Source organism: Halosegnis sp. (assembly GCF_042216475.1).
Taxonomy (GTDB): domain Archaea; phylum Halobacteriota; class Halobacteria; order Halobacteriales; family Haloarculaceae; genus Halosegnis.
On record NZ_JBDGTV010000004.1, the window covers coordinates 1 to 14,281 of the forward strand.

The 14,281-nt window shown below is 65.2% G+C and carries 14 protein-coding genes and 1 pseudogene; 8 read left to right on the forward strand and 7 right to left on the reverse strand.

The window, feature by feature from the left end; all coding sequences use genetic code 11:
• Window positions 1-807 (reverse strand): annotated as a pseudogene (locus ABEJ63_RS01560) (RNA-guided endonuclease TnpB family protein); the annotation flags it as partial.
• A 44-nt stretch (window positions 808-851) separates the two neighbouring features.
• Here ABEJ63_RS01560 and tnpA point away from each other — a divergent pair.
• The 3 genes from tnpA (at window position 852) to ABEJ63_RS01575 (ending at window position 3,338) form a co-directional block, all read left to right on the forward strand.
• Window positions 852-1,250: an IS200/IS605 family transposase gene (gene tnpA, locus ABEJ63_RS01565; protein ID WP_375794585.1), complete on the forward strand. Its 399-nt coding sequence runs from the start codon at window positions 852-854 to the stop codon at window positions 1,248-1,250.
• A gap of 196 nt (window positions 1,251-1,446) precedes the next feature.
• Window positions 1,447-2,160 carry a hypothetical protein gene (locus ABEJ63_RS01570; protein WP_375794586.1) on the forward strand — a complete coding sequence of 238 codons (714 nt, stop codon included), beginning with the start codon at window positions 1,447-1,449 and terminating at the stop codon, window positions 2,158-2,160.
• Window positions 2,160-3,338, forward strand: coding sequence for an anion permease (locus tag ABEJ63_RS01575; protein ID WP_375794587.1), 1,179 nt, complete (start codon window positions 2,160-2,162; stop codon window positions 3,336-3,338). The genes ABEJ63_RS01570 and ABEJ63_RS01575 overlap by 1 nt, the downstream gene beginning before the upstream one ends.
• Before the next feature lie 35 nt (window positions 3,339-3,373).
• On the opposite strand, the gene ABEJ63_RS01580 is transcribed toward ABEJ63_RS01575, so the two are convergent.
• Genes ABEJ63_RS01580 through ABEJ63_RS01600 form a run of 5 tightly spaced genes read right to left on the reverse strand, consistent with a single transcriptional unit; the run spans window position 3,374 to window position 9,369 of the window.
• Window positions 3,374-4,690 carry an ABC transporter ATP-binding protein gene (locus ABEJ63_RS01580; RefSeq protein WP_375794588.1) on the reverse strand — a complete coding sequence of 439 codons (1,317 nt, stop codon included), beginning with the start codon at window positions 4,688-4,690 and terminating at the stop codon, window positions 3,374-3,376.
• A complete protein-coding gene (locus tag ABEJ63_RS01585; protein ID WP_375794589.1) occupies window positions 4,683-5,735 on the reverse strand; it encodes an ABC transporter ATP-binding protein in 1,053 nt (350 codons plus the stop codon). The genes ABEJ63_RS01580 and ABEJ63_RS01585 overlap by 8 nt, the downstream gene beginning before the upstream one ends.
• A complete protein-coding gene (locus tag ABEJ63_RS01590; RefSeq protein WP_375794590.1) occupies window positions 5,732-6,715 on the reverse strand; it encodes an ABC transporter permease in 984 nt (327 codons plus the stop codon). The genes ABEJ63_RS01585 and ABEJ63_RS01590 overlap by 4 nt, the downstream gene beginning before the upstream one ends.
• A complete protein-coding gene (locus ABEJ63_RS01595) occupies window positions 6,712-7,668 on the reverse strand; it encodes an ABC transporter permease (protein ID WP_375794591.1) in 957 nt (318 codons plus the stop codon). Before ABEJ63_RS01595 ends, ABEJ63_RS01590 begins: the two co-directional genes overlap by 4 nt.
• Window positions 7,669-7,674: 6 nt before the next feature.
• The gene (locus ABEJ63_RS01600) at window positions 7,675-9,369 is read right to left on the reverse strand and encodes an ABC transporter substrate-binding protein (RefSeq protein WP_375794592.1); all 1,695 of its coding nucleotides are present in this window, start codon (window positions 9,367-9,369) and stop codon (window positions 7,675-7,677) included.
• Between the two features lie 74 nt (window positions 9,370-9,443).
• Between ABEJ63_RS01600 and ABEJ63_RS01605 the strand changes: the two genes are divergently transcribed.
• Window positions 9,444-10,136, forward strand: a complete 693-nt coding sequence (locus ABEJ63_RS01605) for a helix-turn-helix domain-containing protein (RefSeq protein ID WP_375794593.1) — start codon at window positions 9,444-9,446, stop codon at window positions 10,134-10,136.
• On the opposite strand, the gene ABEJ63_RS01610 is transcribed toward ABEJ63_RS01605, so the two are convergent.
• Window positions 10,137-10,940 (reverse strand): MarR family transcriptional regulator, encoded by an 804-nt coding sequence (locus tag ABEJ63_RS01610; RefSeq protein WP_375794594.1) that lies wholly within the window; start codon window positions 10,938-10,940, stop codon window positions 10,137-10,139.
• A 146-nt stretch (window positions 10,941-11,086) separates the two neighbouring features.
• Between ABEJ63_RS01610 and cbiT the strand changes: the two genes are divergently transcribed.
• From cbiT to cbiG, 4 genes are read left to right on the forward strand one after another with little or no spacing between them, the layout of a single operon-like run.
• Window positions 11,087-11,659 carry a precorrin-6Y C5,15-methyltransferase (decarboxylating) subunit CbiT gene (gene cbiT, locus ABEJ63_RS01615; RefSeq protein ID WP_375794595.1) on the forward strand — a complete coding sequence of 191 codons (573 nt, stop codon included), beginning with the start codon at window positions 11,087-11,089 and terminating at the stop codon, window positions 11,657-11,659.
• On the forward strand, window positions 11,656-12,438 hold the full coding sequence (locus tag ABEJ63_RS01620) for a cobalt-factor II C(20)-methyltransferase (protein ID WP_375794596.1): 783 nt from the start codon (window positions 11,656-11,658) through the stop codon (window positions 12,436-12,438). Before cbiT ends, ABEJ63_RS01620 begins: the two co-directional genes overlap by 4 nt.
• Window positions 12,435-13,295, forward strand: a complete 861-nt coding sequence (locus tag ABEJ63_RS01625) for a cobalt-precorrin-4/precorrin-4 C(11)-methyltransferase (protein WP_375794597.1) — start codon at window positions 12,435-12,437, stop codon at window positions 13,293-13,295. The genes ABEJ63_RS01620 and ABEJ63_RS01625 overlap by 4 nt, the downstream gene beginning before the upstream one ends.
• A complete protein-coding gene (gene cbiG, locus ABEJ63_RS01630) occupies window positions 13,295-14,281 on the forward strand; it encodes a cobalt-precorrin 5A hydrolase (RefSeq protein ID WP_375794598.1) in 987 nt (328 codons plus the stop codon). The genes ABEJ63_RS01625 and cbiG overlap by 1 nt, the downstream gene beginning before the upstream one ends.

Below are 14,281 nucleotides of genomic sequence, written 5' to 3' on the forward strand. Positions count from 1 at the left end.
CAACACCCACTCGGTGAATCGTTCCTCTTTGTCATCGAGTTTCCGGTGGATGCTTGTCTTACCGTGTTCCTGACAGCGCGTGGTGATGGTGTGGTAGCGTTGGCGTTCCTGTTTGACTCGTCCGTAGTCGAGGACGAGTGTGCCCTTCGTCCACATCGTCTCGCGGTCGAGGGCGGTGAGAGCGATGTTGCGCTCGTTGATGTCCACACCGACGAGCGTGTCGCTGGTGTCGGGGTCGGGCACGTCGAACTCGCGTGTGACCGTGACGTGTAGGTAGTACACGCCATCGCGGTACAGGAGTTCGGCCTGCCCCACATCCACCTCATCCGACGTGATGGCGTCTCGAAGTTCGTCCATCGCATCTGGTTTACCACGCAAGTGGCCTGTTACCTTCTTGTAGGGTTTTGGGCTGATGCGGAACTGGACGCGGTCTGTGTCGTCGTCCACGGTGAGGCGGTAGCCTTCCGTGTGCGCCATCACGAGCGGGTACGCACCAGATTTGTCCGTACTCGGCGGCGTCGGCTTGCCGCCATCAGGGTCGTCTTGATTCTCCCACCACTCTTTGAGTGACTGGTACGAGTCCCATGTTTGGAGGGCTTTGCCGACGACCGCGCACTTGTTGTTCCGTAAGAAGTCGTCGCGGTCAACCTCGTTCTGTATCTTGGTGCGAGTGTACCCTTGCTGTTTGAGGCGGATGGTGTCGTTGAATATCTCGCGTGATGTGAGGCGGGCGTCGTGAAGCCACGACCGTTCACCAGACGCTATGTGAAGTCGGGTCTGAATGGTTTTCGTGACTTCTTCACCCATACTTTGACAGCCGTTCCAGACTGTCATAAATGTAGGGATTAGGGATGGAGGGGTACCGCAGTCATGCACATTCGGTTAGTTCCTGCAAGTATCACTTCGTCTGGTGCCCCAAGTACCGCCACCCGGTTCTCAACGTGGTTGAAGACGATGTGCGGGAGTTGTTTAGTGAGACTGCTGACCACTTCGGGCACGAGATTCTGGCGTTGGAGATTGCAGACGACCACGTACACCTGTTCGTGCAAACAGACCCGAAGCACAGTCCAGCGAACATCGCTCGGCAATTCAAGTCGTACTCGGGTAAGCACTTGCTGGAACAGTACCCCGAGATTCGGGAGTCGTATTTCTGGGGCGGCGGATTCTGGAAGATCGGGTACTACGTGGGGACTACAGGGGCAGTATCGGAGGAAGTGGTTGAACGGTATATCGAGAAGACTGAACACTAGGCCGAGTGTCGGGCTTCACCCCCGACCCCAGTGGGTCGGGGAACTCGCCCTCGTAGGTTGTTAGAACGGCTCGATCACCGACGCGGACCGCGTTTGCCAAGGTACTTCACCAGACATCGCTTCTCTCCTAGTAGATGCTTTCTCTGACATGCCGCAGCCAGCACCGGCCGCCCCGAACCGGCCGGCCGGGTGGACCGTGAATCCGAGCCAGGTCGACTCTATCGTCGACCTGACGTATGGGCTTCTGATAGCCGTCGCCGTCGGACTCATTCTCGTCGCCGGCAACGCCATCGGTCTCGCGTTCGGCTTTGGGGTCCTCATCTCGTACGTTATCCACGTCGTCTGGAAGATGGCCCGCTTCGATCCCGACTGGATGACCACCGCTGTCCGAGAGACGGTGGAGGAAACAGTCGACGAGACGGTCGAACAGAAGGTAACCGAGTCCGTCGAGGAGACAGTCGAAGAAACGGTCGAACAGACAGTCGGCAAGACGGTCGACGAGACAGTCGACGAGACGGTCAGCGAGACAGTCGAGGAAACGGTCGACAAGACTGTCGGCGAGACCGTGGAACAGACAGTCGAACAGACGGTCGAGGAGACAGTCGAAGAAACAGTCGAGGAGACAGTCGAAGAGACGGTCGAGGAGACAGTCGAAGAAACAGTCGAGGAGACAGTCGAAGAGACGGTCAGCGAGACGGTCGAGGAGACTGTCGAGCAGACGGTCGACGAGACGGTGGAAGAGAAAGTCTCAGAGACGGTTGAAGAGACAGTCGACGAGACAGTTGAGGAGAAGGTCTCCGAAACGGTGGAGGAGACGGTCGATGAGACAGTTGAGGAGAAACTCGAGGAGCAAGAGGCCGAGCGGGCCGACGACGAGGACACAGACGAGGACGCGCAGGAGGCGGCCTGATGGTCGAACTGCTGTTGGTCGTCGGCGTGCTCGTTGCGATGTTCGTCGCGTACAATATCGGTGGCTCGACGACGGGGCCGGCCTTCGGCCCGGCCGTCGGCGCGGGTGCCATCTCGAAGACAGGCGCAGCGGCGCTGATGGGGGTGTTCTTCTTTGCTGGCGCGTGGACTATCGGGCGGAACGTCGTGACGAAGCTCGGGACGGAACTCGTCGTTGACACCGGCGTGTTTACCCTCGAGACGTCCATCGCCGTGCTGTTCTTCATCGGCGTTGCGCTCCTGTTGGGCAACGTCTTCGGCGTCCCCGCCTCGACGTCGATGACCGCTGTCGGTGCTATTGCCGGCCTGGGGCTGGCTGGTGGCGTCCTCGACCTCGCCGTCATGGGCGAAATCGCCACCTGGTGGGTCGTCTCGCCTATCATCGGCTTCTGGGTGTCGCTGGTCATCGGTCGCTACTTTTATGCGCGACTCAATCGGCTGGTCGCGATGGAGCGCTCGACGGGCCCGCTACTCGACGTGGATCGTTCGGGACTCATCCCGTCTGTTCGGGTCCACGAGACCACCAACCGCCGGGAACTGGCGGGAACGATCACCGTCGTCGCTATCGGCTGTCTGATGGCGTTCAGTTCCGGCACCTCCAACATCGCCAACGCCGTCGCGCCGCTCGTGGGTAGCGGCGAACTGGCGATGAACCCAGCCATCATCTTCGGCGGTATCGCTGTCACCATCGGAGCGTTCACTATCGCCCGCCGGACGCTGGAGACGATGGGCAGCGACATCACCGAACTACCGCTGACGGCGGCTATCGTCGTCGCCTCTGTGAGTTCCACGCTCGTCGTCTTCCTGTCGGCGCTGGGTATCCCCGCCAGCTTCGTCATCATCGCGACGATGTCCATCGTCGGACTGGGGTGGGGCCGTGCCACCCGGCCGGTGACCATCCCCGAGGCCGTCGGCTCCGCAGAGTCGCCGCCGGTCAGCGTTGACGCGCTGGCGGCCGACGAGGAGGGCGAACAGCTCCCCCCAATCGGTGAGGAGGATCCCGAGGATATCCCGCGTGCGGCGGACCTGTTCAACCCAGCCACCACCGCTCGGGTCGTCGTGATGCAGAACGTCGTGCCCGCAATCGCCACCGTCGGCGCCTATCTCACTTTCCGGTTCGTTCCCGTGTTCGGGCTCTGACCCCCTCGCCTTCCACTCGAAACGCAGTCCCGTAGTCAGTCGTCGCCAGCAATGCCGCCGCCCACCGACGGCGCCTCGTGCTCGCGGTCGGGCGTGACACGGTGACAGGCGGCCGTCCGGTCGCCCGTCTCTGTCAGCGCCGGCGTCTCGTCGACACACGGCGACGGGAAGGCCTCTCTGACGAGCGCGGCTGCCGACTCGTGGTTGCCGCTCGCGAAGCGGGCGGCTGCCTCCTCAACCGTCTCGCGGGCCGCCGCCGGGAGCGCCGGCCCGTCCGGGAGGGCGTCCTCGGCGAGCCGCTCGGCGACTCGCTCGTCGTCGGTCGGCTCTCCCTCGGCCTCTAGCCGCGCTGCGACTGCCTCGGGGTCGACCTCCTCGTTGATGATGCGGCTCCGGAAGGTGAACGCTCGCCGGAACGCCGGCTGGGTCCCCTGCCAGTCGTCGGGCGGGATGATTGCCGGACACCGGGTATGGAACCGACAGCCGTCGGGTGGGTCGCTCGGGGATGGGACTGTCCCCTCGAGGACGACCCGGTCGGTTCGGGCCGCGGGGTCGATTCGCGGCACCGCCGATAGCAGCGACTGCGTGTACGGATGTTGTGGGTCGCGGAACAGTTCCTCGACGGGTGCCGTCTCGACAATCTCGCCGAGATACATCACCGCCACGCGGTCGGCAATCTGCCGGACGACACTCAGGTCGTGTGAGACGAGCAGCAGCGAGAGGCCGAACTCTGCCTGGAGTTCATCCAGCAGGTCCAGAATCTGGGCCTGCACGCTCACGTCCAGCGCACTCACCGGTTCGTCGGCCACGAGCAGGTCCGGCTCCAGCGACAGTGCCCGCGCGAGCGCGACCCGCTGTTGCTGACCACCGGAGAACTGGCCGGGGTGACGGTCCATGTGGCCCGCCTCGAGGCCGACCCGCTCGAGCAGCTCCTCGGCCCGTGCGCGGCGGTCTGCCTTGTCATCGCCGATGCCGTGGACCTCCATTGGCGCGGTGACGATGCTGCCGACCGTCTGGCGGGGATTGAGTGAGGCGAGCGGGTCCTGGAACACCATCTGGAGTCGCCGGCGATACGCCCGCATCTCGCGATCCGACAGGTCGGTGATGTCCTCGCCGTCGAACCGCACAGTGCCGGCCGTCGGCTCGTCGAGCTTCATCAGCGTGCGGCCGAGCGTCGACTTTCCGCAGCCGGATTCACCGACGACGGCCAGCGTCTCGCCGGCCTCCACGCGCAGGTCGACGCCGTCGACGGCCCGGACGACGCCGGCGTCGCCGAGCACCCGGTCGAGGACGCCACTCGAGAGGTCGAAGTGCTTTTTCAGCCCCTCCGCCTCCAGTAGTGCGTCAGTCATCCGACACCTCCGCGGGCCCCGTCGATAGTTCGGGGTTCTCTCCGCGCTTCAGACACGCCGCTTCGTGGTCTCCTGCGCCAACCGACCGGAAATCGGGAGCCACCTCGAAACACTCACGGTCGGACTCGGGACACCGCGGCGCGAAGTGACACGCGTACGGGATGTCGATGAGGTCGGGCACGCTCCCCTCGATGGGACGCACGTCCGCGTCGGCGTCGAGCCGGGGTGTGCTGGCCAGCAGCCCCTGCGTGTACGGGTGCTGCGGGTTGGCGAACAACTCTTCGACAGGCCCCCGCTCGATGATTTCGCCGGCGTACATCACGTTCACCCGGTCGCAGGTCTCCGCGACGACCGCGAGATCGTGCGTGATGAGCAGAATGGAGGTGTCGAACGCCTCCTTTAGGCCTGCCAGTTCGTCGAGAATCTGGGCCTGCACCGTCACGTCCAGTGCGGTGGTCGGCTCGTCGGCGATGAGCAGGTCCGGCTCACAGGACAGCGCCATCGCAATCATCGCCCGCTGGCGCATCCCGCCGGAGAACTCGTGGGGATAGTCAGTCGCCCGTCCCGCGGGGTCGGGGATTTCGACGGCCTCGAGCATCTCGACGGCACGGCGCCACGCCTCGCTGTTCTTGGCGGCGCCGAACAGTTTCCGCTTGAGTTCGGCCGACAGCGAGATCGATTCGCCGACGTCTTGGTGGAGCCGGATGGTTTCGGCGATCTGTTCGCCGACCGGCAGCGTCGGATTCAGGCTGTTCATCGGGTCCTGGAAGATCATCGACAGCTCGCTGCCTCGGACCGCCTCACGGCGCCCCTCGTCGAGTAGCGACTCGCCGTGGAGCCGGATGTCGCCGTCGGTGATACGGCCGGGCGACTCGACGATGCCCATCACTGACTCCGCGAACACGCTCTTGCCGGAGCCGGATTCGCCGACCAGGCCTACAATCTCGCCAGACTCGATGGACAGGTCGACGTCATCAACGGCGGTGACGACACCGCGAGACGTGGGAAACTCCGTGCGGAGTCCCTCGACCTCGAGTAGCGTCACCGTTCGTCCACCTCCCCTTCGCTGATGTCGAATGCGTCTCGGAGCCCGTCGCCGAACATATTGAACGCGAGGACGGTCACCATGATCGCGAGTCCGGGCATGACGCTGATCCACCACGCCCGGCTGATGAAGTCCCGTCCCTGCGAGAGCAGGAGCCCCCAGGTCGGTGTGGTCGGCTTCACACCCAGCCCGAGGAACGACAGGCCAGCCTCTGCGAGGATGGCCAGCGGAATCATCAGCGTCGCCTGCACGATGATGGGCGCGACGGCGTTCGGGAGCATCTCTCGGCCCATGATGCGGGCGTCGTTCATCCCGATGGCACGCGCAGCGGTGATGTACTCCTCTTCGCGGATAGAGAGAATTTCTCCGCGCACGAGCCGTGCGAAGTCATCGATATAGGCGATTCCGATGGCAATGACGACGTTCGTCACCCCCAAGCCCCCGGAGATGGCGATGATACCGACGCCGAGGATAAGCTCCGGGAATGCCCACTGGAAGTCGACGTACCGCATCAACAGGCTATCGATGAGCCCGCCGTAGTAGCCCGCAAGCACACCGATAGCGGTCCCGATGCTCAGCGAGACGGCCAGCGTCGCTAGCGCCACGAGCAGCGACACGCGGGCGCCGTAGATGAGCCGTGAAAGGATGTCGTGGCCGAACGAGTCGGTCCCGAGTGGGTGGAACACCCGTTCGGTCTCGCCGTCGCCGTCAAAGTCACCGACTGACGACTGCCCGGGCTCTTTCATGAAGCCGAACTTCTCCTCTTGGCCGTGCGGGGCGATGATAGGCGCGAACGCCGCCGTTACCACGAACAGCACGACGACCAGTGCGCCCACGAGCGCCAGTTTATCGCCGAGGATGCCGTCGACAAGCCGACCGCGCAGCCCACGGTACTCCTCGTCGACCTCCGGCTCGCGGTACTCTTCGGGCATCTCGCCGGGGCCGAACTCGCCGCGTCGCTCCCCGAAGTCCGTGCTCATCCCTCGTCACCTCCGTAGCGGATACGCGGGTCGATAGCTGTGTACGCGAGGTCCACGATGAGGTTCGTGAACACGAGGACGGCAGCCACGACGAGGATGACCACCTGGGTCACCGGGTAGTTGCGGTCGAGCATCGAATCCACGAGGAGTCGACCTAACCCCTGGATGCCGAAGACGATTTCGACCGTGACGCTGCCGACCAGCACCAGCGCGAGCTGGATGCCAGCGACGGTCACAACGGGAATGAGTGCGTTCTGAAGGGCGTGTTTGTAGAGTCGGACCCGCGAGCCGACGCCTTTCGCAAGCGCCGTCTTCATGTACGGCTCATCGAGCACCTCCAGCAGCGACGAGCGCATCATCCGCATCACGACGGCGCTGTACGGCAGGCCGACGGCGATTCCTGGGAGGATGATACTCTTCAGCCACGGAATGGTCCCCTCCGCGAGCGGCGTGTAGCCGAAGACGGGCAGTATGTTGAACCAGACGCCAAACACCAGCGCCAGCAGGATACCGACGAAGAACGCCGGCATCGACAGCCCGAGGAAGGCTGCGACGGTGGCGACGTAGTCGATGGGCTCGCGCTTGTTCGTCGCCGAAATGACGCCTGCAGGAATCGCGATGCCGAGCCCGACGACGACGGCTACCAGCGCGATCGAGAGCGTCCGGGGGGCAGCTGCACCGACGGCACTCCCGACCGTCTCGCTGGTCGTGATCGACCGACCCAGATCGAGCGTCACCAAGTCGACCATCCACTCGGCGTACTGGACGTACAGCGGCTGGTTGAGCCCGAGCTGTTCGCGCAGCGCCTGCCGCGCTTCGGGCGTCGCTTCTTGGCCGAGCATCGTCCGCACAGGGCCACCTGGGATGGCGCGCAGCCCAAAGAAGACCGTCGTGGCGACGAGCCACATGATGAACACGGCGTGTGCGACGCGCTTCGCGATGTAGCGACGCATCCTCGCCTACCCGTCGATGGACATCGTGGAGAAGTCCCGCATGAACGGGATGTGGGTGAACCCGCTCACGTTGTCGGCGACGGCCGCGATGTCGTTCTGGTGGACGAGATACGCGTGGGGGACCTGTTCGATGAGCCGGTCTTCGAGCGCCTGGAGGGTCTCTTTGCGCTGCTCGCGGTCGAGCTGGCGACGCTGCTCAGCCAGCAGGTTGTGGACCTCGTCGTCGCTGAAGTCGACCCAGTTCCAGACGCCGCCCTCGTCGGGCTTGCGGTAGAAGTTCCACAGCGACTGGTCCGGGTCCGGGTCACCGACAGAGCCGGAGATGGTGACATCGTAGTCCAGCTTCGCGTAGCGGTCCCAGTAGGTGGAGGAGGTGACCTGCTCGAGGTCGACATCGAAGCCGGCGGCGTTGAGCTGCTGACGCATCGCTTTCGCCGCACGGGTGTTCCCCTGCGCGACGAGGATGGAGAAGCTGGCACCGTCGATGCCTGCCTCCTCGATGAGCTGCTTGCCCTCCTCGGGGGCGTAGTCCTGTGCAGTCGGCTTGTCCTCGCGCCAGACCCAGTTGGTCGCTTTGTTGATTGGTCCGGTGTCCGGCAGGGCATTGCCGAAGTAGGCTGTCTCGACGAACGCCTCGTTGTCGATGCTCTTGGCGATACCGAGCCGGGCCTCACGGGAGGAGAAGATATCGTTCTGCTCGTTCATCGCGAGCCCGTACCAGTTGACACCAGGCGCCTGGTCGAGCGAGACGCCATCGGCCTGTTCGATTTGGCTCAGACTCTGGAGTGGAACGAGGTTCGCGAAGTCGATGTCACCGCCGCGGAGTGCGCTGACGAGCGTCGACGCCTCCGGAATCGGCTGGATGTCGACGCCGTCGAGATACGGCAACTGGTTGCCGTTTTCGTCGGTGGCGAAGTAGTCGTCGTAGGCGTCCAGCTTCAGCTCGGAGCCGACCTCGTGGCTGGCCACCTCGAACGGACCAGTGCCGACCGGTTCGATGGCGTACTGCTCTTGGCCCATCTCTTCGATGGCCTGTTTCGAGACGATGGTGGCTGCACGGCCCGGACCGCGAGTGAGGTAGATGAGTGCCGGTGCCAGTGGCTCTTCGAAGTTGAGTGTCACCGAGTAGTCGCCGTTGACGACGAGACCATCCTCGTCGAGGGGCTTCAGCGATCCCAGCTTCGACGCCGCAGGCGTCTCCTCCTCGATAGTGCGCCGGATGGTGTACTCGACGTCTTCGGCGGTGAACTCGGCGCCGTTGTGGAACGTGACACCCTCGCGGAGGTCGAACTCGATGGTCGCTCCCTCGTTGGTCACCTCCCAGTCCTTGGCGAGGTCACCCCGCACCGTGAGGTCCTCCTTCAGCGTCACCAGGCCGTTGAACACGTTGGCGGTGACCTGGAAGTACTGGCCGACGCTGATGTACGGCGGGTCGAGCGTGTCGATGGAGCCGGTGAACCAGCCGGCCGTCAGCCGGCCGCCGGTCGACGGCCCACTCGACGTCTCGGTGGCGTCGTCGCCGTCGTCGCTGTCACCGCCGTCGTCCGCGGCCGTTTCGTCGCCCCCGGAGGTACCGCCGGAACAGCCGGCGAGACCGGCCATCGCGGTGCCGCTCAGCAGCGTCAGCGTGGTGCGGCGGTCGATGACCGGACCGCTCAGTGCCTCGGGTGTCAGTTCGGCGTCCGCGTCTTCGCCAGACATACCCTGTGAACGTATAGCAACGCCCCTAACGTTTCCACCGAATATATTTGGTGTGGCACGCACATCTTGCGCACATGCGCGAAGTAGTGCTGCTCGTCCGCCATCACGGCGAGCCGGAGAGCGACATCAGCGCGGCGTATCCGGAGGTGACACTGCGCTCGCGCTCGTCGCTGACCGGCCGTGCGGCGAGCCGCAAGCGAATTATCGAGCTGTCGGGGCCGCCCGAGGAGATCACGGGGTTCATCGAGGAGTTCAGCGCCGCTGACCCGGTACATAAGGTAGAGCCACTCAGTCCGCTTGACCGCGACCGGGTGTTCGCGGCGCTTACCTTCGACGCGACCCAGTGGGACAGCATCGCCGAGCGACTCTCCGAGCTTGGGGTGTTGTACCGCAGCGGCACCGTCATCAAGCGGGGCTGGGAGCGGTGGACGCTGTATCTGGACGCCGATGACGACCTCGCTGCGGTGGTCGACCACCTCGAAGAAGGGGGCAACGAGACGGAGCTACGACGGGACGTGGAGCTGAGTGACATCCACGCCCCGGACCAGCTGGATCTGACGAGCTTAGCCCGGGAGCTGACGGCCCGCCAGACGGAGGTGCTCACCACTGCCGTCGAGATGGGTTACTATGAATCGAACCGAGACACGTCGATAGAAGACGTCGGCGAGGCGGTCGGCGTCTCGCGGACGACGGCGTGGGAACATCTCAATCGGGCCGAGCGGAAAGTGATGGCCGAGATTCACGAGTTTCTCGAGGCCCGGCAGTAGTCAGCCGGCGTCGAGTACCTCGTAGCTGATGTTGTTCTCCCGGAGCTCGTCGGTGTGTGCTGACAGCTCCGAGGCGACCGCGAGCAGCAGCACGTCCAGTCCCTTGGTGGCGGCCTCGCGCACCGCATTCCGGGTGCCAAACCGAATCTCTGGCGTACGGTCGAGGTCGCTCGCAGCGGCGTACGCCTCTGTGCCGGCCGTCGCGAGCAGATCGTGATCGGTGAGCAGCTCCTGTATTCGGTCGCGGTCGACGGCGCGGCTGCCACCGTCGCGCACCCGCGGCACGGAGACGACAGTCACCGTCCCTAATTCGTAGTCGAGCACGCCTTCGAAGTTGGTGACGCCGACGTCCTCGCCGGCGGCGGCGTCTGTGACGGCGACGGCGGTGGCCTCTCCCGTCTTACCGGCTCGTGCCCGAAGGATGCCGTCCTGCATGGTGAGCGTGACTGCATCCCCCTCGGCGATGTCGGTCGTCGCAAGCGCCGTGTCGATATCGACCTGTCCGACGATATCCTCCGAGACGTGGTCGATGAGCCCGCGCAGTGCGTCTGTCTGTGTGATGAGCCAGTCGACCCCCTCCTTGGTCACCTCGTAGCGGCCTCGGCCGTGTTTCTCGACGTACCCCTGTTCGACGAGTTCGCGGAGATACTCGCTGACCGCCTGAGCGGTGACGCCGATGGCGTCGGCGATCTCCTGCTGGCTGACGGCCGGCTGTCGGTCCGCCACCTCGACGAGTATCTGGTAGCGGGTCGCGTTGCGCTTGCTCCGGAGGACGCCGATGTCCTCCCGCGACTCCTCGGACATAGCGGTCGTTGTGGCGCGTAATTCAAGTAGCTTTGTGTTCACAGCCGGTCGACCGGCGCGCTACCGCCGCTCTGTGCCCGGCTCACAACGACAGTTGTCCTAATACAAGCACAATTGTTTTACGTCCAACGGGGCTTGTGGTTCGTATGGCACGCGTAGCGCTCCCACACGACGCCAAGGCGGGGCCGACGAAGCCGGAGGTGCGGTCGGTGCTGCTCGGCAAACTCGGCCTCGGCCCGACGGATCACTTCGTCGAGGTCGGCTCCTGCACCGGTGCGGTCACGGTGGAGGCGGCCCGACGCGCCGGGCAGGTCACCGCGCTCGAGCGCAAGCCCGAGCGGCTTTCCGTCACCGAACGGAACCTCGCGGCGAACGACCACGACGCCAAGATCGACCTCCGGGCGGCGGAGGCGCCCGAGGGGCTCCCCGAGAATCCCGACGCCGTCTTCCTCGGCGGCTCGCGTAACTACGAGGCCGTCCTCGAGTACGCGGTCGACGAGGGTGTCGACCGGGTTGTAATGAACGTCTCCCGGCTAGAGGTTGCCGGTGCCGCTACCGAGGCGTTCCGTGAGCGGGATCTCCTCGATGAAGTGGTGCAGTTCCAAGTGAGCCACGGGTACGAACTCGCGGGCGCGACGAGCTTTGACTCGGAGAATCCGGTGTACATGCTGATCGGCAGCGCTACGCCCGATGTCGCGGCCGACGGAGGTGTGCCGTGACGCTGTACGGTGTCGGTCTTGGCCCAGGCGACCCGGACCTGCTCACTGTCCGTGGCCGTGACGTACTCGCTGACGCGGACGTGGTGTATACCCCCGGCCGGCTCTCGCGGGCTGTCGCGACTACCCATGTTCCCGAGTCGCGCATCGGCGACCTCGACTTCCCGATGACCCGCGACGAGGCGAAGTTGCGGCGGGCCTGGAAGGCCGCCGCCGCTGAAATTGCTCCCCAAGCCCGCGAGGGCACCGCAGCGTTCGTCACGCTCGGCGACCCGAACGTCTACTCGACGTTTGGCCACCTGCGCCGGACGCTCGCGGCGTTCCATCCGGACGTAGCTGTCGAGACGGTGCCGGGCGTCAGTGCGGTCACGGCGTTCACGACCGCGCTCGGCGTCGAGATAACCGCGGGCTCGAGCCTGACGCTCCACGAGGCCGCCAACGGCGCGGCCCCGACTGGCCCCGACCGGCTGGTGCTGTTCAAGGTGACAGACGCCCCGGCTACCCACGCGGGGCTGACAGAGGCCGGATACGATGTCTGGTTCGGCCGTCGACTCTATATGGAGGACGGCGAGACGGTAGTCACCGACGACCCCGAGGAACTCGCCGACCGAGACTACTACACGCTGGCGTACGCCGAGCGAGGCGATCTCGGCGACGAGCCAGCGACGGCCGCCTTCGACGCCATCGACGGTGGACGCGTTGAGTCTGACGGTGGCATCGTCGTGGAGGAGCGGGCGACCGCTGAGTCCTGTGGGGATGCCCTGCCGGAGGGGGGACGATGACGGACCCGCAGACGGCCATCGACGCCGAGACGGCCCAAGAGCGGGACAGTCGCGTCGGTGACTATACCGCCGGCGACGGCGAGGGTATCCCGTTCATCGGCGCGGGTCCCGGTGATCCCGGGCTATTGACGGTGACGGGGCGTACCCTCGTCGAGGAGGCCGACCTGGTCGTTCACGCCGGCTCGCTGGTCAACAGCGAACTGCTGGACGAGTACGCCGCCGACGCCGAACAGGTGACGAGCATCGGCAAGGATCTCGAGGAGTTGGTACCGTTGATGCGGGACGCCTACGAGGCCGGGCGGACGGTCGTCCGGCTCCACAGCGGTGACCCCGCGGTCTATGGGGCCGCACTTGAGCAGATGGATGCGCTCGAACACGAGGGCGTCCCCACCTACATCGTCCCCGGCGTGACGGCGGCGTTCGCGGCGAGCGCCACGCTCCGCACGCAACTGACGCTCAACGGCGTCGCCAATCATGTCGCCTTCACCCGGCCGCAGGGGAAGACCCTCTCGCCGGAAGAAGACCACATCGGCGAGTTCCTCGAGATGGGCGACGTAACGACCTGTATCTACCTGGGTACCCACGCCGTCGCGGAGACGATGGACCGGCTCGTAGAGGCCGGGCACGACCCCGACACGCCTGTCGCAGTCGTCTATCATGCCTCGTGGCCGGACGAGGACATCATCGAGGGGACGATCAGCACCATCGGCCCGAAGGTGGAGTCGGCGGGGTACCGCGCCTCTGCGTTAGTCCTCCTGGGCGACGCGGCCCGGAAGGTGGGCTACGAGCGGTCGTACCTGTACGACGGCTGGGCGAACCGCGGCGCAGACGAGACGGAAAGCGAGGCTGACGACTGATGAGCACTGACACAGACATCAATACGGACACGGACGGCGAGGAATCGAGCGGTCACTGTTCGACGCCGGATTCGGACGGCGAGGTGGCCGAGGAGATCGCAATCATCAGCTTCGGGCGGAAGATGGACACCGCCCACGACATCGAGGCGGGCATCGGTGACGGCTACGAGACGGTCGACATCATCGAGTATCACGGCGACGTGTTCGCCGACCACTGGGGCGAGTACGACTGTTTCGTCGGCCTGATGGCTTCGGGCATCGCGATGCGCAAGACGGCGCCGCTACTCGACGACAAGTGGGACGATCCCGCTATCGTTGTCGTCGACGAGGAACTCACGTGGGCCATCCCCATTACTGGCGGTCACCACGGCGCCAATCAGGTGGCGAACGATCTCGCGGGGATGGGCGCCGTCCCGGCGATGACCACCGCCTCGGAGGCGGCGGGCAAGCAGGGCGTCGAGAGCAAGGCGAAGGCGCTGGATACGCACGTCGTCAACGGCGACTCGACGGTGGCGACGAACCTCGCCGTCCTCGACGACGAACTCGGGCCGGTCGCCCGGCTTGACGGGCCGCGGGCCGTCCTCGTGGGCGACGACGTCACCGTCCTCAAGCGGAACACCGACGGGGTCGTCCTCGGTACGGGAACCGTCTCGGGCGTCGACGCGGAGCAGGTGCTCGACGCCTGGGAGCGGGCGCTCGCCGACCTCGATTTAGGGTTCGAGGACGTGGAGTTCGTCGCCACCGGAACCCGCAAGGAGGGCGAGGAGGGGCTCTACGAGGCTGCCCAGCGCATCGACGCTGGTGTCGTTCTCTTCGAGAAGGAGACTCTCGAGGGGTTCGAAGGCCCTTCGCCCTCGCGCTCGAAGGAACTCATCGGCTGGCCGGGCATCGCCGAGGCCTCGGCCATCGCCGGCGGCCGCGAGCACGAACTCGCCCGCGAGAAGGAACGGTTCGACGACGCCGTTACCGTAGCGGTGGGGCGGTAG